Below are 21120 nucleotides of genomic sequence, written 5' to 3' on the forward strand. Positions count from 1 at the left end.
CTACTCTTCCGCGGGGCGTTTGTGACCCCCGGATTTGCGTGCTCCCGAACCCGCAGCGCGGGCACGTACGGCGCTGCGTAATGACGCCCGGAGTCAGCGCGCAGCAGCAGTCCCTGCGCACTGACACGGGGCCTCAGTCCGCCGGGACGGCGTGCTGCCTTGGCGGCCGGGGACCTTCGGCACTTCCCTGCGGCGTTGGGCTGCGGCACCCTGAGCGCAGGCCGCAGGATTCAACTGTGCCGGCCGTTTACTGGCTCCGGGAGATTGCATGGCTGACAAGACGGTGACGAGCCGCGGCGGCAATGTTGGCTCTGTCCTGGTTAACGCCGCGATGATGTGGGGAATCAACTTCTGGCCGGGTTGGCAGGTGGTGCCCTTCCTGACCTCGGATATGAACCGCGTGCTCGGCATCATCAACGCGTCACTGACCGCAGGCATCGTGGCGAACCTCGTCTTCGTGGTGATCCGCAACAGGGGCGTCATGGCCTTGGGGAACCTGGTGGTCCTGGGAATAGGGCTTGCCGCCACCCTTGGCCTGTGGGAGGTCTTCCCCTTCGACTTCGGGGACAGCTGGTCGGGTTGGCCCGTGGTGGTGCGGGTGCTGCTGGGGCTGGGAATCGTGGGTTCGATCATTGGTGCGATCGTGGAAATCGCGGCCCTGTTCAGTTCCCTGTCAGGCTCCCGGCAGAGGGCCCGCAGGTAGATCCCTGCTAAGCCGAGGCAGGCTGCACCTGGCTGCTGCGCGGGGTGGACGCCGACACCGTGGACCGGACGTCGATGGCGTCACGGGCCCGGCCATAAAATAAATCTGATGACTTCCCCCGATGACCCCCAGCCCTTCAGCCTGCGCGGCATCGCGGTGGCAGCGTTCGGGCCCACGCTGCTCTACGGAATCGGCACTGGCGCCATCCTCCCGGTGGTGGCCCTGACCGCCCGGGATCTGGGAGCGTCGGTGGCTGTGGCCGCCCTGATCGTCACCCTGATCGGGCTGGGTTCCTGGTTCTTCAACCTGCCCGCCTCTCTGGTCACGCTCAAATTCGGGGAGCGCTGGTCAATCGTGGGCGCCGCCGTCGCGGCCGGCCTCGCGCTCGCGGCCGCCGGGCTGACGTCGCTGGTTCCCGACGGGCTGTGGCTGCTCGCTGCGGCGATGGCCGTCGTCGGAATGTCCGGTGCCGTGTTTGGCCTGGCCCGGCAGAAGTACCTCACCGAGGCCGTGCCCGTGGAGTTCCGGGCGCGGGCGCTGTCCACCCTGGGCGGGGTGAACCGGATCGGCGTGTTCATCGGGCCATTCCTGGGCGCGGCCGTGATGCAGTTCGCCGGCATCAGCGGCGCCTACTGGGTGGGGGTGGTGGCCATGGCGGCTGCCGCGCTGTTGTCACTCACCATTCCGGACCTGGCCGTTGCTCCAGCGCCCGACGGCGGACACAAGGGTCCGGAGCCCACGCTGCGGAGCGTCGCGGCGTCCCACGCGGGCGTATTCCTCAGCCTGGGAGTGGGCATCCTGCTGCTCAGCGCGCTGCGCTCGTCCCGGCAGGTGGTCATCCCGCTGTGGGCGGACCACCTGGGCATGGACGCCACCTCGGCCTCCCTGATCTACGGGCTTTCCGGGGCCATCGACATGTTGGTGTTCTATCCCGCGGGCAAGCTCATGGACCGGAGAGGCCGGCAGTTTGTGGCCGTCCCCTCCACGCTGATCATGGGGATAGCGCTGCTGCTGATCCCTCTCACGGGATCCTTTGTGGGGCTGCTGCTGGCTGCGCTCCTGATCGGGTTTGGCAACGGGATCAGTTCCGGGCTGGTGATGACCCTCGGGGCGGACTTTTCGCCGGACCGTGGCCGCGGTCAGTTCCTGGGGCTGTGGCGGTTCATGGCTGATGCCGGGTCCACCGCCGGTCCAGTGCTCCTCTCCGGGGTGACCGCCGTTGCCACCCTGGGCGCGGGGGTCTCAGCCACCGGCATCCTGGGCTTTGCGGCGGCGGCCGTGTTCGCCGTCGTTATTCCCCGCCTGAAGCACCGACGCAACTACTAGGGATATCCTCGACAGATGAGTGAACGGGGCGTGAGCGCTCGGACAAGTCCGTTGCGGAAAGCCATGTGGTGGCTGCAGGACTACCTATATGCCGCGGGATGGCAGGTCCGCGGAGTGTTGTCGCGGGTCCAGCCAGGATCCTTCCACCAGGGCCACCGGCGGCCTGTGGTGATCATTCCGGGTGTCTACGAAAACTGGCAGTTCATGATGCCGCTGATCCAGTGCATCCACGACGCCGGCCATCCCGTCCACGTGGTCACGGTGCTGCAGCGGAACAAACTTGAGGTGCCCGTGGCGGCGCGGATGGTGGCCCAACACATCGAGGAAGCGGGGCTGCAGGACGCTGCGATCGTGGCGCACAGCAAGGGAGGCCTGATCGGCAAGTACACCATGCTGATGCTGGACCCCGAGGAGCGGATCGACCGGATGGTCACCGTGTGCACGCCGTTTTCGGGATCGCGCTACGCCAGGTACATGCTGCTGCCCACCCTGAGGATCTTCTCGCCCCGCAACGCCCTGACGCTGGAGCTCGCCCGCGAAGAGGCCATCAACAGCCGCATCACCTCCATCTACGGCCCGTTCGATCCGCACATCCCGGAGGGCAGCGTCCTTCCCGGCGCCACCAACATCGAGCTGCCCGCTGCCGGGCACTTCATGATCTTGGGTGATCCTGAGACGGCGCGGATCATCGTTGAGCAGCTGAACCCCGACGAGCCGTGACGCCCGTGCGTGGGTGCGTTGGGGCTGCGATGTCCCGGGCAATGAATGCCGCGTCCCTGCCTACGCCGTGGACCATGGATGACGCCAGCGACTGCTGGAAGGTGGCGCCCAGGAAGTACAGCCCGGCCTGCGCCTGGGCGACGCCACGGTTGTGTACCGGCTCGCCGTCGGGGCCGAAAACAGGCAAATGAAGCCACTCCAGTTCCGGCTGGAAGCCGGTGCACCAGATCACGTTGACCACATCCAGCGTTCTGCCGTCCGCCAGCATCGGCAGGCCGTCCTTGCTGCCCTCCGTTCTAGGGACGCGTTCGACGCCGGCGTGCACCAGATCGCGGTTCTTTACTCTGACAAGTGGTCCGCTGTGGGCAAGGATCTGCGGGCGGGCTTTCCGGCCGGCAGGCGTGTTGAGGGTAAGGATGTGCGAGAAGGCGAAGAAGGCGGCGAGGGTGAGCGGGCGGGCGGCCACGGCGTCGATGGGCCAGGGGATCTCCCCGGGGTGCCTGCCGGAGAGGTAGGTCTTGCGGGCTACTGCAAGTTCCAGGGCGATGTCCGCGCCGGAGTTTCCCGCCCCGACCACCAAAACGGACCCCGGGGCAAGGTCGTTGGGGTTCTTGTAGCTTGCCGCCGTCAGTTGCCGGATGTTCGGGCTGAGAAGATCTGCGAATGACGGCACTTTGGGCCTCCGGTCCCATCCGGATGCAACTACCACGTTGTCCGCCTCAAAGACCCGACCGCCTGCGTCAATGACAAAGTTGTGCCCGTTATGGCTGAGGCTGGTGACCCGGACGCGGTTCGTTACCGGGAGCTGGAACTTCTCTGCGTAGCTGTCCAGGTAGTCAGCGAATTCTTCCCGGGACGGGTAGGACCACGGTGGTCCTGGGTAGCGGCTGCCGGGAAGGGCATCGTACCGGGCCGGAGTGAAGAGCCGGAGGGAGTCCCAGCGGCTGCGCCAGCTGTCTCCGGGCCTGGCGTTCTCATCCAGGATGACGAAGGGACGCTTCAAGCGGGACAGGTGGTAGCCCATGGCCAAACCTGCCTGGCCTCCGCCGATGACGACGGTATCGAAGTGCTCTGACATGGTGCCCTGCCCTTCCGCCCTCTGCCGCTGAGCTGCACCTCCTGCCGCGTGCCGCCTTGTTGTTCGGCAGCGCCGCGGTTCTGGGGCTTCCTGCTAGAATTCATCCGAAGAGTATTCGGATGAATTAAGGCTAGGCCTGGCGATGAGTGAAGTCAATGCCCCAGCACGCCGCTACCACTCGCCCCGGCGGCGGGAACAAGCGGCCGCAACACGTGACGCGATACTCGCCGCTGCCCACGAAATGTTCGTGACGGAGGGGTACGCCCGGACCACTGTGGCGGACATCGGCAGGAGGGCGGGCGTCGCCGTCGATACGATCTATGCCGCCGTCGGCAGGAAGCCGGACCTGCTGCGCGCAGTGGTGGAATCTGCAATTTCGGGCACGGGGCAGGCTGTGCCGGCCGAGGAGCGCGACTACGTTCGCCGCCTTCGCCGGGCGGCAACGGCGGCGGAGAAGATCAGCATCTATGCCGACGCCCTGGTCCGTATTCAGCCTCGGCTGGCTCCCGTCTATGCCGCCCTTCGGGACGCGGCGGTCACCGACGGGGACTGCGATGCGCTCTGGAAGCAGATCTCTGAGCGGCGGGCCGCCAACATGCGGAAGTTCATCGATGATCTCGCGTCGACCGGCGAGTTGCGGAACGACCGGCCGGCAGCCGAGCTCGCGGATGTGGTCTGGAGCATGAACGGGCCTGAGTACTGGCTGCTCCTGGTGGACCAGCGCGGATGGACCCCGGCGCAGTTCGCCGCATGGCTCGCGGACGCATGGGGCCGTCTGCTGCTGGAATGAATGGACGACGCGTTACGCGGACACATATGCCGGTTCTGCTGACCCCGCGGGGTTTTTCCTCGGGGAGATGCGCTCGATATCCTCGATGCAGGACCGGCCACGCCTGCCGGGATGGCCTTGTGCGGTATGCGGCAGAAGAACGGAAGGACGCATCTTTATGACGCCACGCCTGGAGGGCAACCCAGCCGTTCCGGCGGAGCCCGACCACTCACCCTCCAGCAACGCGGTGGAACGGCGGCAAAGCCGGTGGGCCACCGTCCTGGCGGTGCTGCAGCGGGTGCTGTACCTGGTGGTGACTGTCGCGGTCGGCTGGGCTATGTACTTTTTCCTTCTGTCGCGGCTCTCCCGCGGCCCTGACCAGGCGTGGGTATTCCTGCCGGTCTGGCTGATCCTGGCCTACGCGCTGCTGCCGCGCGTCCATAAAATCCTGAGCAGCCTCTACATCCCGGACTACTTCATTGGCAGGGCCAGGACGGGCGACGGCGTCCTTGGCGATCCCGTGAACCTCGCCGTGGTGGGGACGCAGGAGGAGCTGCGCCGGGCCATGCGCACCGCCGGCTGGGTGGAGGCCGACCCCATCACCCCGGCCACGGCCTGGCACACCCTCACCTCCACTGTGCTGGGCCGCAGCTATCCGGCCGCCCCCGTCAGCTCGCTCTACGTGTTCGGCAACCGGCAGGACCTCGCATTTCAGCGCGAGATCGACGGGAATCCGCGCAAGCGGCACCACGTCCGGTTCTGGAAGTGCCCGCCCGGATGGATGCTGCCCGGCGGCCTGTCCGTGGACTGGGTGGGCGCCGGAACGTACGACCGGAGCGTCGGCCTGTCCCTGTTCACCTTCCAGATCACGCACAAGATCGCCGACCGCACGGACGAGGAGCGCGATTTCATTATCGCCACGCTGCAGGCAGCCGACGCGGTGGAGTCGGTCCACGTCATCCTCAACTACTCCAGCGGATACCACCACCGCAACGGCGGCGGCGACGCCATCCGAACCGACGGGCACCTGCCCATCATTGATTTGTACGAGCCAGGGCGGCCGGGCGTGGTGGGGTCCTAGTGTGCGTCCGAATAGGACTTTCCTATTTGACCCCGAGTCACACGTTTATATGGCGTCGGCTTACGGCTTAACGCAGGCTGTGGGATAGCGCTTACCGGCGTCTGACCTGCTGCTTTATTCTTGCGCGAACCTTGATCGAATCCCTTATCAGGTCCTGAGATTTGCCTTGCAGAGTGGTCCTCAGATCCACAAACACACACGCAAAGTCTGAGGGGACACACCATGAAGAACAGCACTCTGATCAAAGGCACCGCAGCCATCGCAGTAGGCGCAGCACTGCTGCTGGGCGGCAGCGGAACTCTGGCCGCCTGGAACGACTCCGTCTCGGCTGCCCCCGGAACCATCACGGCCGGAACCTTGGATGTGGCAAAGACTGCCGCAGGAGTATGGAAGGACCGCGCCAACAACACCATCGCTGACATTAGCGCCTACCGTGTGGTCCCAGGTGACAAGCTCACCTTTACCCAGGACGTGGACGTCACGCTGACCGGCGATAAGATGGCGGCCAGCATCACGGCCCTCGGTACCGGCGAGTCCAACGGCTTTACCTCAAACAATGTGTCCATCACCGGACCGAGCCTCACGGTCGGTGGGACCGCGATCGCGAACAATCTGACCCAATCGGCAAACGTCCAGAAGGTCACTGCCACGATTACGTTCGAGTTCCTCTCAGGCACTTCGGGACAGTCTGACGTCAACAAAACCTACGACTTCGGCAACATAGGCTTTACGCTGCAGCAGGTAGTAGCAGGCGACGGACTGGTTCCAAAGCCCGCGGGCGCATAACCCGCCATCCGCCACAAAGGCAGAAGATGACCAGGAGGACTCATGCGCATCAAGCGCACACTGCAGGCGGCGGGCATTATCGGCGCGGCAGTGATCCTGGGCCTCCTGACCGTCCAGGGGACGTACGCCCTCTGGAGCGCTACCGCAGTAGCGGCGCCGGGGACCGTCTCCTCCGCTTCCTTCACGGTCAATCTCACTGCTACGCCGTCCGGGCAGGCCACCACCATGACCCTCCCGGACGGCAAGCCGGCCAACCTGATTCTGACGCCGGCCGCGGCCCTGCTGCCCGGAACCTCCGTCTACGGCGGGGTGGTTGTCACCAACAGCACCGATGCCGGCGGAACGTTCAACACGGTCGCCACGGTAGGGCAGCCCGCAGTGGCGAATCTGTCCGGCGGGACACTCTCCCAGTACGTGACCGTCAGCGGGAAGGCCGCAGCCTCGGCAGCAGACTGCAGCACCGCCAGCGGATACGCACCGTTGGGCGCCTCCGGACTCGCATCATCAGCAGTTCCCAAGTCCGGTTCCACCGTGTTGTGTTTCCAGGTGACCCTCAGCCCATCAGCCCCGTCCGCCGTGAAAGGACAAGCAGTGGCCATCACCCTTCCGCTCACCGTTCGCCAACTCTGCGGGGTCCCCGGTGGCTGCTGACCTGACTGAACGCCCGCTGGCCCACGCCGCCGCTGCGGTTCCGGACGCGCCCAAGGCTGCATCGCCGTCGTACTCGAAGAAAGGGAGCGCCGGCGCCCAGGCGCTTGCCTTTGTGGGACGCCTGGCAAGCATGGCTGCAATGCTCATTGCGCTGTTCGCGGCATTGGTCCTGATCGTGGTGCCGGTGGCGACGGGATCGCACACGTATACCGTGCTCACCAACTCCATGGCACCCAAATTTCCGCCCGGCACCTTCCTGGTGATGAAGCCGGCGCCTTTCGGGGAGCTCAAGTACGGGGACGTCATCACGTTCCAGCTCTACTCCGGAAGGCCGGAGGTGGAAACCCACCGGATTGTGGGCTTCGGGGCCACCCAGGCCGGTGAGAAGACACTTATCACCAGGGGCGACAACAACGGCGCCAACGATGCCGCTCCGGTCCGGGAGATCCAGGTCAAGGGCAAGCTGTTTTACGCCGTTCCCCAGGTGGGGTTCGTTGCCAACGCACTTGGCAACGCCGACCGTGGACTATGGACCACGCTTGCCGCCATAGGACTAATCGGGTACGGCACCATCCTGGTCTTCAAGTCTGTGCGCGGATCGCGCAAGCAGGCCGCAGTGGCTGAGGCCGGGTAATGCGGCGTTTTCTCGGCCTGCCGGGCGCGTCCGCCGCCGTAGGAGCTTTTGTAGTCACGGTGCTGCTGGGCTTTGGCGTGCCTACAGCGTCTGCGCTGTGGCAACAAAGCGCGACGGCGACCATGACCGTCACCGCGGCAGCGAACTGGCCCGGTTCTGCGTTCCAGCAGTTCGCCTGCTCAAGGATGGACAACGCGGATAAAACGGTTGCCCTCAACTATGTCCTGCCCGACGCTCCCGCGTCCCTCACCCTTTCCGCCAAGAGGCCGGACGGGTCATACGGACCGCCCTATACGGTGGCGGGCGCCGGTGCTTCGGGAAGCATCATCCTCACTGAGAACTCACAAATCATCGCGGAGAACCGTGCGATGAGCCTGCTGATGGTGAGGGCAACGGCGACCTTTTCAAACGGCACAGCGGCGTCCGCTGAAGTAGCTTTGAGGCTGGATGTCGGCACTAACAACGGCAAGATCTACTGCGCGTAGCCATCGGCGCGTCCCAGGCGGTCCTTGCCCGTAGCCATAAACACCCCCGGGGGTATACGATGGCGAAGTACCCACCAGCAGGAGCAACCGCCTGAGGAGGCACCATGAGCTACACGCACACCATCACCGTTCCGCTTGCCTGGGACGAGGCGCTGCAGCAGACCAAGGACGCCCTGGCCGAACAGGGTTTTGGCATCCTTTCGGAGATCAACGTCCGCGCCACCTTTGAGGCGAAGCTGGGTGCTGACGCGGCCGCAGCCGTTGGCGACTACATCATCCTCGGCGCCTGCAACCCCAATCTGGCCAGCCGTGCCCTCGCAGCCGAGCCGGACATGGGTGCCCTGCTGCCCTGCAACGTTGTGGTCCGCCGCAGCACCGACGCCGGCGAAACCACCATTCAGGCGATCGATCCGCAAACCATGGTGCAGCTCAGTGACAACCCGGCGGTCAAGGAAGTAGCGGACGACGCCGACACGCGTCTCCGCGCGGCCCTCGCCAGCCTTGGTGGCAGCGTCAGCGCGGGCGGCAGCGCCGGCCCGGCGAACTGAGACGCGTGACCGGCGGCGGCCAGCGAAGCGACCCCGCGGGGGAGCGCGGGCCGGCGGAACTGCAGCACCCGCGCTTCGCCCGGGCCTACGCCCGCGCTGTCGAGGAGATGAACCGCCGCGGCGCTACCGAACATCGCCGTGAGCTGCTGGCCGGGCTGCACGGGTCCGTCGTCGAAATCGGCGCCGGCGACGGTTCCGGTTTCGCGCTGTACCCGCCGGCCGTCACCCACGTGCTGGCTATCGAGCCGGACGACGACCTCAGGCGCATCGCCGCCGCCAAAGCCGTCTCGGCTCCGGTGCCCGTGACTGTCTGTGCCGGAGCAGCCGAACAGATTCCGGCAGCAGATGCCAGCGTGGATGCCGTTGTGTCCAGCCTGGTTCTGTGCAGCGTCAGCGAGCAGGCGCCGGTGCTGGCCGAGATCCGGCGCGTCCTGCGTCCCGGGGGGATCCTCGCTTTCTACGAGCACGTCCGCTCGGACAGCAGGCTGCTTGCGGCAGTGGAGGACCTGCTGGCGCCTGCATGGCAGCTGTTCGCCGGCGGATGCCATCCAAACCGGGACACAGTGGCGGCCATCGGGGAGGCTGGCTTTGTTCCGGTAGGCAGCCGCCGCTTCAATTTCGCCGTCCTTCCGTTGTCGCCCGCCTTGGCCCATGTGCTGGGCACGGCCGTCAACCCCGGGCCAACCGCCGGGGCCTGACCCGGGACAAGAGAGCGTGGAAATCCCGGCGCCGCCATTGGGGGGAAGGGCGGCGCCGGGATGTTTGAGGAGCACGCGTCCGCTTGCAGGGGGACTAAAGTGCTCGCCGTCTCACGGCCGCCAGGAGCCGGGCGAGGGGCCGTTGTTACCTGGCGGAGCCCACTTCAAGACGCCGCCAGGAGAGTGATGGGCTGCGAAGCCAATCCGGCTGGATGGCCTGCTGCTTGCCTGCTGCCGCCGCCCGTCTCCTGACAGCCACTACTATCCACCGGGCCCATCAAAATACTCACCAGTAATGCGTCAAGGTTTGGTCAAGGTTTCCCTGGCCTGCGGGGGCTCAGCGCCTTGCCGGGACACGTCGTCGTGCTGCGTACGCGAACAGGGACGTCGTGGCAACCGTGGCCAGGTAGCCGGCGATCACAATCAGGGAGATCCCGGCCCAGAAATAGTGGGTGGTGCTGGCCTCCTGCCACGGGCTCGGGGCGATGCGCGCCAGCGAGTACAACGCCACCGCGGCCGAGGCCAGTCCGATGGCAACCGGAAGCGTCAGCCAGAGCCGGGCCGAACCGATGTGCCCGCCAAACCCGTCCCACGCATTCCAGGACCCCCGCCGGATGATGAGCCAGCCCGCGGGAATCATGAAGGCACCCACCAGCAGGAATGCCGCCACCACGTCCGCCGGCCGGTGCCACTGGTTGATCAGCGTGGACACCCCGGATGCGATGGCGAACGTGCCGCCGACGAAGCCGGCCATCGGACGCCAGCGGGGCGAGGCCATCAGGAACACCGCAGCCGCCGCCGACGCCGCCAACGTGGTGTGGCCGGAGGGCAGCGAGTTCAGCTCCAGGGTGACCACCCCTTTGTCCGGGCGGGCCGGCAGGAGGTCCTTCAGCACCTGCGTGGCGATGTTCGCGCCGATGCAGGCGGCCACGGCAATCCCTGCCTCAGCCCAGTGCTTGCGGATCACGGTCACGAACAGGACCACGACGGCGGCCATCACCAGGGAGACGGTGGGCAGCAGGTCCAGGAACTTGGTGGTTGCCTTGCCGGCGGGCCCATGGAGTTCCACGGCTTCCACGAGTGCTGACTCGTCGATGAACTGGCCCGTGGTGGTCTGGACGAAGTAGTAGTAGGTGGCCACCAGCCCGGCCACACACGCCAGCGTGGCCAGCACGAACAGGAAGCCCGACCCCGTTGCGGGTCGGGCTGCGGCCCTGCTCATTGCCTGCCGTTGAAAAGTCATCGCTTAAAGGGTGTCACAGAAAGCTGGGATCCCGCCGCACGTGGCGGGCCCGGCACATCGAGGCGGCCGCGATCGCTATTCCAGGGCCTGGGCGAGTGCCTCGATGAGTTCAAACTGCTCCCGCACCCCGCCCTCCATGCCGGACTGCGCAATCATGTCCCGGACTTCCTTGCTGCCCGCATCGGTGCGGATGCTGACCAAAGTGGCGCCGCCGTCGGCATCGCTGAAGGTGACCGTATTGACCACGGCCCCTTCCTCGCTGTCCGGTCCCACACCCGCCGTCTCCATGACCTCCGTGTGGACGATGCGCTCGTTCGGCACGATCTCCCGGTACGTGCCGTGGAAGGCCACCTCAAACCCGCCGCTCGCCGCCATGACGTACCGCCAGGCGCCGCCCTCCCGGACGTCCATTTTCACCACCGTCATCTCGCCGCGGCGCCCGGCCCACCATTTCCGGACGAGGCCGGGTGTTGTCCATGCCCTGTACACAAGGTGCCGGGGCGCTTCCACGGTCCTGGTGATGAGGATTTCCCGATCCCCGGGATAGCTCACGTCCATGGTGCTTGTCTGTGTCATTGCCCTGCTCCTTCTTGCGGGGTATCTTCCTGGAGGCCGGCGAGCACGTCATCCAGCAGGCCGAAGCGCTCCGCCCAGAGGTGCTCATATCTGGAAATCCAGGTGTGGATGGGCTTGAGGGCCTGCGGATTGAGCCGGTACAGCCGCTGCCGGCCTTCATCCCGGACATCCACAACGCCCACCTCCCGCAGCACCCGCAAATGGCGCGAGACGTGCGGCTGAGCCAGGCCAAGCAGGTCCACCAGTTCGTTCACGGGCCTCTCACCAAGGCTGAGGGCGTCCAGGATCTCCCGGCGGCGGGGCTCAGCTACCGCGTTGAACGCGTCCGTGGTTGTTGCTGCCCGTGCCATGGTCGCATTGTATATCCATATGGATATGTATTGGAAGGCCGCCAGCGATTGGAGGTTCCGCGGGGTTCGCCGGCTTTCTGTTCGTCGGCTTCCTGTTCGCCGGGGCGGCGGCCCCCGCTTGTACAGTTGAATCCATGCCAACCGACCCGCCCCAGGTGCCTGCGCTCGAGGAACTGCTGGCCGGCGCGCACGTGGTGTCCCTGCCCATGCGGGTCAAGTTCCGCGGCATCACGGAGCGCGAGTCGCTGCTGCTGCAGGGCCCGGCCGGGTGGGGCGAGTTCTGCCCGTTCCCCGAGTACGGCGACGCCGAGGCGTCCCGCTGGCTTGCCGCCGCCATCGAGGCTGCCTGGGAGGGGTTCCCCGTGCCGCTGCGTTCCGATATTCCGGTGAACGCCACCGTTCCTGCCGTGCCTGCCGGACGGGTGCCGGAGGTGCTGGCGCGGTTTGGCCGGGTGGACGCCGTGAAGGTCAAGGTTGCCGAGCGCGGCCAAACCCTCGACGACGACGCCGCCCGGGTTGCCGCCGTGCGGGCCGCGCTGCCGGCCGCCGCCATCCGCGTGGATTCCAACGGGGGCTGGGACGTGCCCGGGGCGGTCTCGGCACTCACCCGGCTTGCCGGCGTCGGGCTTGAATACGCCGAGCAGCCCGTCCCCACGATCGACGGACTGGCCGAGGTCCGCCGCCGGTTGCGGGCCGCGGGCACCCCGGTGCTGATCGCTGCGGACGAGAGCGTTCGTAAGGAGTCCGACCCCCTGCGCGTGGCGCGGGCCGGTGCGGCCGACCTCCTGGTGGTCAAGGTGGCGCCGCTCGGGGGAGTGCGGCGCGCACTGGACATCGTTGCGCAGGCCGGGCTGCCCGCCGTCGTCAGCTCTGCGCTGGACACCTCTGTGGGCATCCGCGCTGGCCTGGCCTTGGCGGCCGCCCTGCCCGAGTTGCCGTACGCCTGCGGGCTGGGGACGGTGTCCCTGTTTGAATCGGACATCACCACGGATCCCCTGGTGGCCGACGACGGCGCCATCCGCCTCCGCGATGCGGCCGCCGACGCCTGGCTGCTTGAGCGGTATGCGGCTTCTCCGGAGCGCCGGGACTGGTGGCTGGCACGCCTGCGCCGCGTCCACGCGCTCCTGGCCCCCTGAAACCCTCTCTCTGTTGATGCGGCTTTTCCTGGCACCCTCTCTCTGTTGATGCGGGTTTTTGTGGCACGCTCTCTCACTTAACGCAGGCTTTCCTGAAACCCTCTCTCACGTTTCTGCAGGTCACGCGCGGTTAACCGGAATTTCACCCGGCATACTACTGCGCGTAGAAACCGGCTGAAAGGGTGGGCGGGACCTCGTAGAAATTCCTTGGAAGGCCCCCATGTCTGAAACGACTGCCCGCAAGTTCACCCTGCTGCCGATGCTCGGCCATACCAAGGGCAAGCGCAGCGCCGTCACCTGCGCGCTGAAGTGCGACAACGCCTGCGCCGGCGATGTCTGCAACACCAGCTCCAACAGCTACTTCCGTGACATCGCCTCCGCCACCATGTCCCGCCGCGCCGCCCTTGGCTTCGGCGCCGCCGGTGCGCTCGCCGTCGTCCTGGGATCCGCCGCAACCTCGCCTGAATCTGCAAACGCCGCTGGCCTGTCCAAGGCAGCGAAGGAAGGCTTCGGCAAGTCCAAGCTGCAGTTCACAGCCATCCCGTCGATCGATGCCGCCGTGGACGCCGTGACCGTCCCGGAGGGCTTCACCTGGCAGCCGGTCATCCGCTGGGGTGACCCGATCTTCAACGGCGCGCCGGAGTTTGACCTGTACAACCAGACGGCCGCCGCGCAGGAAAAGCAGTTCGGCTACAACAACGACTACACGGACATCCTGGAGATCCCGGGCAGCAAGGGCCGCCGCGCGGTGCTCTTCGCCAACCACGAGTACACCAACGAGAACATCATGTTCCCGGCCACCATGCCTGCAGATCAGATGCGCGCTGTGGGGGCTGCCGCGCACGGGCTGTCCGTGGTTGAGCTGGAGCGCAAGAACAAGAACAAGCCGTGGACCTACGTGAAGGGTGCGCCGCTCAACCGCCGCTTCCTCAACAACACGGTGTACGAACTGACCGGCCCGGCCGCGGGCTCCCCGCTTCTCAAGACTGTTGCGGACCCTGACGGCCGCTTCATCAAGGGCACGCTGGGCAACTGCGCCGGCGGCACCACCCCGTGGGGCACCATCCTCTCCGGCGAAGAAAACTTCCAGAGCTACTTCGTGGCGCCGGGAACCTCCGCCGGGGACAAGCGGTACGGCATCACCAACAAGCCGACTGCCCGCCAGTGGGAGTTGGATGAGCCGCGATGGGATACCCGCAACCCCGGTTACGAGAACGAGGCGAACCGCTTCGGCTGGATCGTGGAAGTTGACCCGTTCGACCCCACCTCCATGCCCAAGAAGCACTCCATGCTGGGCCGCTTCAAGCACGAGGGCGCCAACGTGATCATCGCCGAGTCCGGGCACGTTGTGGCCTACTCCGGCGATGACGAGCGCTTCGATTACCTGTATAAGTTCGTCTCGAAGGACAAGTACCGCGAGGGCGACCGCAAGCACAACATGACCCTGCTGTCCGCGGGCAACCTCTACGTCGCCAGGTTCACGGGCAACTCGCCGGCTGCCGACATCACCGGAACCGGGGCTGTGCCCGCCGACGGCGCCTTCGACGGCATCGGCGAGTGGCTGCCGCTGGTGGTGGACGGGGCTTCCGCCGTTCCGGGCATGACCGTCGAGGAGGTTCTGGTGTACACCCGCCTGGCCGCCGACAAGGTTGGCCCCACCAAGATGGACCGCTGTGAGGACGTGGAACCCAGCCTGCACACCGGCAAGGTCTACGTGGCCTGCACCAACAACTCCAACCGCGGCGTTGGGTCCAACGAGGGCGCCACTGAGGTCAACCCGCGCAACCAGAACCGCGACGGCCACATCGTGGAGATCACCGAAACCGGCGGCCAGACCTCCACCACCTTCGCCTGGAACCTGCTGATGGTCTGCGGCGATCCGGCCCAGGGCGATGTCACCTACTTCTCCGGCTTCCCGGTGGACAAAGTCTCGCCTATCTCCTGCCCGGACAACCTGGCATTCGACTCCGTGGGCAACCTCTGGATCTCCACGGACGGCGCCCCCTCCGGCATCGGCCGGGCGGACGGCCTGTTCAAGGTCACCCTGGACGGCGCCGAACGCGGCAAGGTGGAGCAGTTCCTGGCCGTTCCGCGCGACGCCGAGACCTGCGGCCCCATCATCCACGACGAGGAGCGTTCTGTCTTTGTTGCGGTGCAGCACCCCGGCGAGGACGGCACCTTCGACGCACAGGTTTCCTTCTTCCCGGACTACGTAGCGGAAGGCACGACGCCGGCACCCGGCCAGGCACGCGCACCGCGCCCATCCGTGATCCAGGTGTTCCGCGGCTAGCCTGCGACGCTCTCTCACTTACCGCCGGGTTTGGCCCAACGCTCTAGCACTTATCACCGGTTTTTCGGCGACGCTCTATCACCTTTACGTCCGGCTCTGGGCGGAAGGTGATAGAGCGTTCCGGTTTACCCGCATCAGCTGATAGAGCGTTCCGGTAAAACCCACATCAAATGAGAGAGCGTCCGGGGTGGCAGACTGGTTTGGTGACTTCGCTGAACGACCCTTCCCCGGACACCACGCCCGACGCCACGCCTGACACCGATTCCGGCACTACTCCGGACACCACGCCCGGCGCCACGCCTGACGGCGCCACACCTGACGCCGGGGCTGGGCTGGGTGCCTTGGCCGCGGCGCGGATCGCCGTCGGGGTGTTGGTCGACGGCGGCGTGCAGCACGTGGTGGTCTCGCCGGGATCCCGCTCGGCCCCCATGGCGTATGCCCTTGCCGAGGCGTCCGCCGAGGGCAGGGTGGACCTGCTGGTCCGGATCGACGAGCGCTCGGCCGGGTTCACGGCCCTGGGCCTGGCACTGGCCACGGGATCACCCGCCGCCGTGCTCACAACGTCCGGGACCGCCGTCGGGAACCTGATGCCCGCAGTGATGGAGGCCAACCACGCTGCGGTTCCCCTGGTGGTGCTGTCCGCCGACCGCCCCGACGAACTCCGCGGAACCGGCGCCAACCAGACCACCGTCCAGCCTGACCTCTTCGGCGAGCAGGTGCGCTTCGCCGTCGATATCGCCGCCGGCACCGACCCCCGGCGCGCCATGCAGACAGGCTTGTCCGCCGCCACCGGTGCGTTCCCCGACCTGCCGCCCGGCCCCGTCCAGCTGAACCTCGCGTTCCGCGATCCGCTGGTGCCGTCAAAGGGGGAGGAGCTGCCGCCCGCGGCCGAACGGCAGCGCTACCGGATCGGCACCGAGCCGCTCATCATGAACCTGCCGCCGGCGTCAGCCGACCTGCCTGAGCGGCGCACCGTCGTGCTCGCCGGGCACGACGCCGGGCCCGTCGCCGAGGCGTTCGCCCGGGCCCATGGCCTGCCGCTGCTGGCCGAGCCGTCCTCCAACGCCCGCTTCGGTCCCAACGCGGTTGGTCCCTACCGGCTGCTGCTGGAGCACTTTGGTCCCGGTTCGGGCATGCCGATTGAACGCGTGGTCCTATTCGGACGGCCCACCCTGTCCCGCCCCGTCGCCGCGCTTCTGGCCAGGGCTGATGTCCAGGCTGCCCTCTACCAGCCCGTGCCGGTGGCCTGGTACGAGCCCGGCCGCCGCATCGAGCTGCCGCTGGAAAGCCTCGCCGACCTGGCAGACTTTGCCGGCCGCGGTACACCGGAATGGCTGGATACCTGGCTGCTCGCGGGATCAGCTGCCCAGCATTCCCTGGACGGAATACTTTCCGCAGAGGCTGCCGCGAGTGGTCCGGCAGTGGGCTCGCTGGTGTGGAAGCACGCCCGCGGGCAGCTCCTCCTGGGCTCGTCCAACGGCATCCGGGACGTGGACCTCGCCGGCCTGCCCGCCCCGGAACCTGCCGCCACCGTGTACGCCAACCGCGGCCTCGCCGGGATCGACGGCACCATTTCCACCGCCACGGGCATCGCCATTGGCGGCCGGCAGGACACCACAGTCCTGCTGGGGGACGTCACCTTCCTCCACGACGTCGGCGGCCTACTCCTCGGCTCCGGCGAGGAGCAGCCGTCGTTGCGGATAGTCGTCCTCAACGACGCCGGCGGGGCCATCTTCGACCTGCTGGAACACGGGGCCGTGCGTGAGGCCGGAACCTACGGCGACGCCGTCGAACGGCTTTTCGGCACCCCGCACTCCGTGGACATTGCGGCACTTGCCGCAGCGTACGGCGTCGGGCATTGCACGGTCAGTACGACGGCGGCACTCGCCGAGGCGCTCGCGCGGCCGATCGAGGGGCGCAGCATTGTTGAAGTCCGCACGGACCGCCGTTCGCTGCGGCAGCTCCATAAACGCATCAGGGAAGCCGTGGCGGCCGCCGTCGGGGGAGTGCTGGCGCCGTAGGCCCCTGCGCCTTGGCCGGTCAGCGTGTTGGCGGAGTGAACTGGCTGGCGGTGAAGACCGCCCCCTGCGGGTCCTGGATCAGGGCCTCGCGGGTCCACCACGTGTCTGCATTCCTCAGGACCCGCCCGCCAAGACGCTCGGCATTAAGGGCCGTCCGGTCCCGGTCGGCGACAGCGAAGGTGACATGCCAGTGCGGCGTCCGGCCGGTTCCAATGGGCACGATCCAGGCGACGGCGTCCGCGAAGCCCGGCGGTGCCGCGAACTCGGACTGCCGTGCCCTGATCTCCGGATCGACGGTCGCTTCAAGATGGTCGCCATACCCGGGCAGGCGGACCATCAGGCCGAAGCCGGCGTCGTCCGCCCCGAAGCCCACCTTGTCCACATGCCAGCCGAACGCGCCCTGGTAGAAACCCACGGCGTCCTCGGGGCTGCGTGTATGGAGGTCGCTGAAGTTCCAGGTCCCGGGCTGGTTGACGGACTGTGCCCCGCCCTGCCGCTTCGGCTGCCAGAGACGGAATTCCACGCCCTCCGGATCAGCCAGGGCCGCGCTGCGGCCGTCCTCTCCGGCATCCGTTGCCGGTGCCCTCAGCACGGCACCGGCAGCAACCAGCCGGTCCACCGCGGCGTCCGCGTCCTCGACGGCAATGTAGGTGCTCCAGGCCGTTGTATCTTCGCGGCCGCCGGCGATACCTGCCACGTCCGCGCCGTCCAGCTGGGCCACCAGGTAGCCGTCCGCGCCGCCGCCCGGGGCTGCGTCCCTGAACGTCCAGCCAAAGAGTCCGGCATAGAAGTTTGCTGCCGCGTCGATGTCAGGCTGGGTTGTGTCGATCCAGCACGGCACCCCCGGAGGGTACGTCCGTCCGTTCATGTTCCTTTCCTGCTTTCCTTGATCGCTGCTTCGAAGGTGGGCAGGCTCCGCTCGATCATGTCCTCGTTGGCTGTCAGGGAAATCCGGAAGAACCCGGGCGTCTCGAACAGCGTGCCCGGGAAGACGAAGACGCCGCGGCGGGCGAGGGACTCGGTAAAGGCGTCATCGTCCGGGCCGGGGGTGCTGACGAACAGGTAGAACGTGCCCTCAGGCGGCAGCATGCGGTAGCCCATGCTGCCGAGCGCGTCCACCAGGCGGTCCCTGCGCCGCTCCAGCTGTCCGACGTCGATGGAGAACTTCTCCAGCTCGGGTAGCGCGTGCTGCAGCAGCGCGTTGGGGTACACCCAGCCCATCGCCACCTGCAGGCCGCTGATGGCCGGCGCCATCTCCTCCCTGCGCGGCATGGACGGCGGCAGGGCCAGATACCCCACCCGCTGGCCGGGGGAAAGGTGGGTCTTGCCATAGGAGTACGCCAGCAGCGTGTACGGGTAGTACTCCGCCGGGCTGTGGAACCGCGCGCCGTCGAACACAATGCGGTTGTAGGCCTCGTCCGAGATGAGGTAGATGCGCCGTCCAATCCTTGCAGACGCAGTTTCCAGCAGGCCGGCGAGCCGGATCAGCAGCTCCGGGGGATAGATCCGTCCGGTGGGGTTGTTGGGCGAATTGACGATCACAACCCGCGTCCGCTCCGTGATGGCCGCGTCGATTGCGGCGAGGTCCAGGTCGAACGTGGCGGTATGGACCTTTACCTTCACCGGTACCAGGCCGGCTTCGAGGATCAGCGGCTCGTACAGGAACCACGGCGGCAGGCTGTAGATTACCTCGTCGCCTGGGTCCGCCACGGTCTTGAGCGCCAGCGCAATCGCGGCAAACCCACCGGTGGTAAGGAAGATGTCCTCGGTCCTGAAGGGCACATCCAGCAGCCGTTCAAGGGATTGCGCGGCCGCTTCCTGCGCCGTCCCAACGTTGGTTTTGTAGGCAAACCACTGGTCATCACGGGGAACCAGGGCATCCCGCAAAGTGGTGACGTAGCGGTCCGGCGGCATCTGGTGGGGGTTGCCGAACGTGAAGTCGAGACGGTGCGCTGGTCCTGTCCCCCGTTGAGGTACCGCCGGATGAAGGAGTCAACGCGCTGGAACGAGGGTACTGATGCCAGCCGCGCGGCGCGTTCGGATACTGCCGCCTGCGGTGGTGGGGCCTGGAAATTCATCTCTGCGCTCCTGGGTGCGCCACCGCGCGGGACGGCGGCCGGACGGGCAGCGCGCTGCTGAGCCAGGGCTGTGATGGGACCTATTGTGTTCCCAGCCACCGCGGAAGTAAATGCTTGCACAGGAGGCGCGTGCCGCCGTCGTACGCCTCCTTCAAAAGCGAGGCGCAGATTGCCCCGTGACGCACAAAATCCCCGGCGCTGCGGAGAATCCGCAGCGCCGGGGATTGCGCGAAGTGAAAGCGAAGAGGCCCTACTCCTCGATGTCGATGTGCGTCGGATCCAGGACGCGGCGCAGGAACTCCTTGGTGCGGGGCTGCGTGGGGGAGGAGATGACCTGCTCGGCCACGCCTTCCTCCACCACAACGCCGCCGTCCATGAACACCACACGGTCCGCCACTTCGCGGGCGAAGCCCATCTCGTGGGTGACCACCAGCATGGTCATGCCCTCCTTGGCGAGGTTCCGCATGACGGAGAGGACGTCGCCCACGGTCTCGGGGTCAAGCGCGGAGGTGGGCTCGTCGAAGAGCATCAGCTCGGGGTCCATGCTGAGCGCGCGGGCGATGGCCACGCGCTGCTGCTGGCCGCCGGAGAGCTGGTCCGGGAAACGGTCCGCGAGGTGTCCGAGCCCCACACGTTCCAGGTTGTGCATGGACACCTTGTCCGCCTCGGCCTGCGAACGCTTGAGGACCTTGGTCTGGGCGATGGAGCAGTTGCGCTTGGCGTCCAGGTGCGGGAACAGGTTGAACTGCTGGAACACCATGCCCACCTTGCGGCGCATCTTGTCGATGTCCACATCGGGATCGGTGGCCTCGAAGCCGCCCACGTGGATGGTGCCCTCGTTGGGCTGCTCCAGCAGGTTGACGCAGCGCAGCAGGGTGGACTTGCCGGATCCGGACGGTCCGATCAGGCACACCACTTCGCCGGGCGCCACGTCCAGGCTGATGCCCTTGAGGACCTCGTTGGAACCGTAGGACTTGCGCAGGTCCTTGATGGCCACGCCGGCGGCCTGGATGGTGGCAGCTCCGCCGCGGGAGTTGTTTACGACGTCGTTCATGGTCTTCCCTGCCTATCGATTGTTCCGCGCGGTGCGGCTTTCGAACTTCCGGGCCAGGAAGCTCAGGGGGATGGTGATCACCAGGTAGAAGGCGCCGGCCACCAGAAGGGGCGTGAGGCCTGCGCCCAGGCTGGAGATGCCGTCGCGGCCGAACTTGGTGAGCTCGTACTGCGAGGCGGTGAGGCCCAGGACGTAGATCAGCGAGGAGTCCTTGGTGAGCAGGATGACCTCGTTGGTCAGGGGCGGCAGGACGATCTTGAAGGCCTGGGGGATAACGATGGTGATCATGGCCCGCCACTGCGGCATGCCCAGCGAGCGGGCGGCTTCCAGCTGGCCCTTGGGCACGGCCTGCAGGCCTGCGCGGAGGGTTTCGGCGATGTAGGCCGAGGCCACCATGCCCAGGGAAACCATGACGATCACGGTGATGTTCCAGGAAACGCCGAAGGCCAGCGGCACGCCGTAGCCGAAGGCGATGAACACCAGCAGCGCCGGGATGCCGCGGAAGAACTCGATGTAGCCGGAGGCGATCCAGCGGTACAGGGGGAAGCTGGAGAGCTTCATCAGGGCCAAAAGCAGGCCGCCGGAGAGGCCCACGATGAAGCCGAGGAACGTGTAGATCAGGGTGTTCGTCAGGCCGGTGACGAAGATGCCCGGGAACATGGGCCCGATCTTGCCGAAGTTGAAGACGCTGATGCCGATGGTCTCCCAGTCGGTGGCCAGTATCAGCGCGGCGATGGCCACCACAAAGATTCCGGCCTGGACATACAGGCTTACTCTGGCTCGCTGACGTGCGGTCATTGCCATGGGTTGCTCACATTCGTTGTGCGTGGCAGAGGCCCCGGACGGACTGCGGTACAGCTCGTCCGGGGCCCCGGCTGCGTAGTTCTCAGGGC

At 66.8% G+C, this 21120-nt stretch carries 22 protein-coding genes; 14 read left to right on the forward strand and 8 right to left on the reverse strand.

Annotation, left to right across the window (positions count from 1 at the left end; all coding sequences use genetic code 11):
- Positions 1-268: 268 nt before the first annotated feature.
- From IEX43_RS05760 to IEX43_RS05770, 3 genes are all read left to right on the forward strand, one after another.
- Positions 269-703, forward strand: a complete 435-nt coding sequence (locus tag IEX43_RS05760) for a hypothetical protein (protein WP_188809481.1) — start codon at positions 269-271, stop codon at positions 701-703.
- 108 nt (positions 704-811) lie between these two features.
- A complete protein-coding gene (locus IEX43_RS05765; RefSeq protein WP_188809482.1) occupies positions 812-2029 on the forward strand; it encodes an MFS transporter in 1218 nt (405 codons plus the stop codon).
- A gap of 15 nt (positions 2030-2044) precedes the next feature.
- Positions 2045-2749 carry an esterase/lipase family protein gene (locus tag IEX43_RS05770; protein ID WP_188809483.1) on the forward strand — a complete coding sequence of 235 codons (705 nt, stop codon included), beginning with the start codon at positions 2045-2047 and terminating at the stop codon, positions 2747-2749.
- On the opposite strand, the gene IEX43_RS05775 is transcribed toward IEX43_RS05770, so the two are convergent.
- Positions 2715-3827 (reverse strand): flavin-containing monooxygenase, encoded by a 1113-nt coding sequence (locus IEX43_RS05775; protein ID WP_188809484.1) that lies wholly within the window; start codon positions 3825-3827, stop codon positions 2715-2717. The two genes, IEX43_RS05770 and IEX43_RS05775, sit on opposite strands and share 35 nt — an antisense overlap.
- A gap of 142 nt (positions 3828-3969) precedes the next feature.
- Between IEX43_RS05775 and IEX43_RS05780 the strand changes: the two genes are divergently transcribed.
- The 8 genes from IEX43_RS05780 to IEX43_RS05815 all read left to right on the forward strand — a co-directional run bounded on the left by IEX43_RS05780 (position 3970) and on the right by IEX43_RS05815 (position 9479).
- A complete protein-coding gene (locus tag IEX43_RS05780; protein WP_188809485.1) occupies positions 3970-4617 on the forward strand; it encodes a TetR/AcrR family transcriptional regulator in 648 nt (215 codons plus the stop codon).
- Between the two features lie 157 nt (positions 4618-4774).
- Positions 4775-5677: an LssY C-terminal domain-containing protein gene (locus tag IEX43_RS05785; protein ID WP_188809486.1), complete on the forward strand. Its 903-nt coding sequence runs from the start codon at positions 4775-4777 to the stop codon at positions 5675-5677.
- Positions 5678-5899: 222 nt separating this feature from the next.
- Positions 5900-6463 (forward strand): alternate-type signal peptide domain-containing protein, encoded by a 564-nt coding sequence (locus IEX43_RS05790; RefSeq protein WP_188809487.1) that lies wholly within the window; start codon positions 5900-5902, stop codon positions 6461-6463.
- A gap of 42 nt (positions 6464-6505) precedes the next feature.
- A complete protein-coding gene (locus IEX43_RS05795; protein ID WP_188809488.1) occupies positions 6506-7114 on the forward strand; it encodes a hypothetical protein in 609 nt (202 codons plus the stop codon).
- Entirely contained in the window at positions 7104-7748 is a 645-nt protein-coding gene (locus IEX43_RS05800; protein ID WP_377102809.1) for a signal peptidase I, read from the forward strand. The genes IEX43_RS05795 and IEX43_RS05800 overlap by 11 nt, the downstream gene beginning before the upstream one ends.
- Positions 7748-8233 (forward strand): hypothetical protein, encoded by a 486-nt coding sequence (locus IEX43_RS05805; RefSeq protein ID WP_188809489.1) that lies wholly within the window; start codon positions 7748-7750, stop codon positions 8231-8233. Before IEX43_RS05800 ends, IEX43_RS05805 begins: the two co-directional genes overlap by 1 nt.
- Before the next feature lie 104 nt (positions 8234-8337).
- Positions 8338-8781, forward strand: a complete 444-nt coding sequence (locus IEX43_RS05810) for a DUF302 domain-containing protein (protein WP_188809490.1) — start codon at positions 8338-8340, stop codon at positions 8779-8781.
- 5 nt (positions 8782-8786) lie between these two features.
- A complete protein-coding gene (locus tag IEX43_RS05815; protein ID WP_229666332.1) occupies positions 8787-9479 on the forward strand; it encodes a class I SAM-dependent methyltransferase in 693 nt (230 codons plus the stop codon).
- 337 nt (positions 9480-9816) lie between these two features.
- On the opposite strand, the gene IEX43_RS05820 is transcribed toward IEX43_RS05815, so the two are convergent.
- The 3 genes from IEX43_RS05820 to IEX43_RS05830 all read right to left on the reverse strand — a co-directional run bounded on the left by IEX43_RS05820 (position 9817) and on the right by IEX43_RS05830 (position 11648).
- Positions 9817-10722, reverse strand: coding sequence for a phosphatase PAP2 family protein (locus IEX43_RS05820; protein ID WP_188809491.1), 906 nt, complete (start codon positions 10720-10722; stop codon positions 9817-9819).
- Positions 10723-10797: 75 nt separating this feature from the next.
- The gene (locus IEX43_RS05825; RefSeq protein ID WP_229666333.1) at positions 10798-11298 is read right to left on the reverse strand and encodes an SRPBCC family protein; all 501 of its coding nucleotides are present in this window, start codon (positions 11296-11298) and stop codon (positions 10798-10800) included.
- Positions 11295-11648, reverse strand: a complete 354-nt coding sequence (locus tag IEX43_RS05830) for an ArsR/SmtB family transcription factor (RefSeq protein ID WP_188809492.1) — start codon at positions 11646-11648, stop codon at positions 11295-11297. The genes IEX43_RS05825 and IEX43_RS05830 overlap by 4 nt, the downstream gene beginning before the upstream one ends.
- 134 nt (positions 11649-11782) lie before the next feature.
- On the opposite strand from IEX43_RS05830, the gene IEX43_RS05835 reads away from it, so the two are divergent.
- The 3 genes from IEX43_RS05835 (at position 11783) to menD (ending at position 17095) form a co-directional block, all read left to right on the forward strand.
- Positions 11783-12784 (forward strand): o-succinylbenzoate synthase, encoded by a 1002-nt coding sequence (locus tag IEX43_RS05835; protein WP_188809493.1) that lies wholly within the window; start codon positions 11783-11785, stop codon positions 12782-12784.
- A gap of 220 nt (positions 12785-13004) precedes the next feature.
- A complete protein-coding gene (locus IEX43_RS05840) occupies positions 13005-15074 on the forward strand; it encodes a PhoX family protein (protein WP_188809494.1) in 2070 nt (689 codons plus the stop codon).
- A gap of 170 nt (positions 15075-15244) precedes the next feature.
- Positions 15245-17095: a 2-succinyl-5-enolpyruvyl-6-hydroxy-3-cyclohexene-1-carboxylic-acid synthase gene (menD, locus tag IEX43_RS05845; protein ID WP_188809495.1), complete on the forward strand. Its 1851-nt coding sequence runs from the start codon at positions 15245-15247 to the stop codon at positions 17093-17095.
- A gap of 19 nt (positions 17096-17114) precedes the next feature.
- On the opposite strand, the gene IEX43_RS05850 is transcribed toward menD, so the two are convergent.
- From IEX43_RS05850 to IEX43_RS05865, 4 genes are all read right to left on the reverse strand, one after another.
- Positions 17115-17963: a VOC family protein gene (locus IEX43_RS05850; RefSeq protein ID WP_188809496.1), complete on the reverse strand. Its 849-nt coding sequence runs from the start codon at positions 17961-17963 to the stop codon at positions 17115-17117.
- Complete coding sequence (locus tag IEX43_RS05855; RefSeq protein WP_229666335.1) at positions 17960-19009, reverse strand: aminotransferase class I/II-fold pyridoxal phosphate-dependent enzyme; 1050 nt, start codon at positions 19007-19009, stop codon at positions 17960-17962. The genes IEX43_RS05850 and IEX43_RS05855 overlap by 4 nt, the downstream gene beginning before the upstream one ends.
- Before the next feature lie 414 nt (positions 19010-19423).
- Entirely contained in the window at positions 19424-20227 is an 804-nt protein-coding gene (locus tag IEX43_RS05860) for an amino acid ABC transporter ATP-binding protein (protein WP_188809497.1), read from the reverse strand.
- A 12-nt stretch (positions 20228-20239) separates the two neighbouring features.
- A complete protein-coding gene (locus tag IEX43_RS05865) occupies positions 20240-21031 on the reverse strand; it encodes an amino acid ABC transporter permease (protein ID WP_188809498.1) in 792 nt (263 codons plus the stop codon).
- Positions 21032-21120: the final 89 nt, after the last annotated feature.

The organism is Pseudarthrobacter polychromogenes (assembly GCF_014644495.1).
Classification (GTDB): Bacteria; Actinomycetota; Actinomycetes; order Actinomycetales; family Micrococcaceae; genus Arthrobacter; species Arthrobacter polychromogenes.

Bases quoted from the DNA above. Each gene is read 5' to 3' on its own strand.
- IEX43_RS05760 (WP_188809481.1), top strand. From the start codon at position 269: ATGGCTGACAAGACGGTGACGAGCCGCGGCGGCAATGTTGGCTCTGTC.
- IEX43_RS05765 (WP_188809482.1), top strand. From the start codon at position 812: ATGACTTCCCCCGATGACCCCCAGCCCTTCAGCCTGCGCGGCATCGCG.
- IEX43_RS05770 (WP_188809483.1), top strand. From the start codon at position 2,045: ATGAGTGAACGGGGCGTGAGCGCTCGGACAAGTCCGTTGCGGAAAGCC.
- IEX43_RS05775 (WP_188809484.1), bottom strand. From the start codon at position 3,827: ATGTCAGAGCACTTCGATACCGTCGTCATCGGCGGAGGCCAGGCAGGT.
- IEX43_RS05780 (WP_188809485.1), top strand. From the start codon at position 3,970: ATGAGTGAAGTCAATGCCCCAGCACGCCGCTACCACTCGCCCCGGCGG.
- IEX43_RS05785 (WP_188809486.1), top strand. From the start codon at position 4,775: ATGACGCCACGCCTGGAGGGCAACCCAGCCGTTCCGGCGGAGCCCGAC.
- IEX43_RS05790 (WP_188809487.1), top strand. From the start codon at position 5,900: ATGAAGAACAGCACTCTGATCAAAGGCACCGCAGCCATCGCAGTAGGC.
- IEX43_RS05795 (WP_188809488.1), top strand. From the start codon at position 6,506: ATGCGCATCAAGCGCACACTGCAGGCGGCGGGCATTATCGGCGCGGCA.
- IEX43_RS05805 (WP_188809489.1), top strand. From the start codon at position 7,748: ATGCGGCGTTTTCTCGGCCTGCCGGGCGCGTCCGCCGCCGTAGGAGCT.
- IEX43_RS05810 (WP_188809490.1), top strand. From the start codon at position 8,338: ATGAGCTACACGCACACCATCACCGTTCCGCTTGCCTGGGACGAGGCG.
- IEX43_RS05820 (WP_188809491.1), bottom strand. From the start codon at position 10,722: ATGACTTTTCAACGGCAGGCAATGAGCAGGGCCGCAGCCCGACCCGCA.
- IEX43_RS05825 (WP_229666333.1), bottom strand. From the start codon at position 11,298: ATGACACAGACAAGCACCATGGACGTGAGCTATCCCGGGGATCGGGAA.
- IEX43_RS05830 (WP_188809492.1), bottom strand. From the start codon at position 11,648: ATGGCACGGGCAGCAACAACCACGGACGCGTTCAACGCGGTAGCTGAG.
- IEX43_RS05835 (WP_188809493.1), top strand. From the start codon at position 11,783: ATGCCAACCGACCCGCCCCAGGTGCCTGCGCTCGAGGAACTGCTGGCC.
- IEX43_RS05840 (WP_188809494.1), top strand. From the start codon at position 13,005: ATGTCTGAAACGACTGCCCGCAAGTTCACCCTGCTGCCGATGCTCGGC.
- menD (WP_188809495.1), top strand. From the start codon at position 15,245: ATGAGAGAGCGTCCGGGGTGGCAGACTGGTTTGGTGACTTCGCTGAAC.
- IEX43_RS05850 (WP_188809496.1), bottom strand. From the start codon at position 17,963: ATGAACGGACGGACGTACCCTCCGGGGGTGCCGTGCTGGATCGACACA.
- IEX43_RS05855 (WP_229666335.1), bottom strand. From the start codon at position 19,009: ATGCCGCCGGACCGCTACGTCACCACTTTGCGGGATGCCCTGGTTCCC.
- IEX43_RS05860 (WP_188809497.1), bottom strand. From the start codon at position 20,227: ATGAACGACGTCGTAAACAACTCCCGCGGCGGAGCTGCCACCATCCAG.
- IEX43_RS05865 (WP_188809498.1), bottom strand. From the start codon at position 21,031: ATGGCAATGACCGCACGTCAGCGAGCCAGAGTAAGCCTGTATGTCCAG.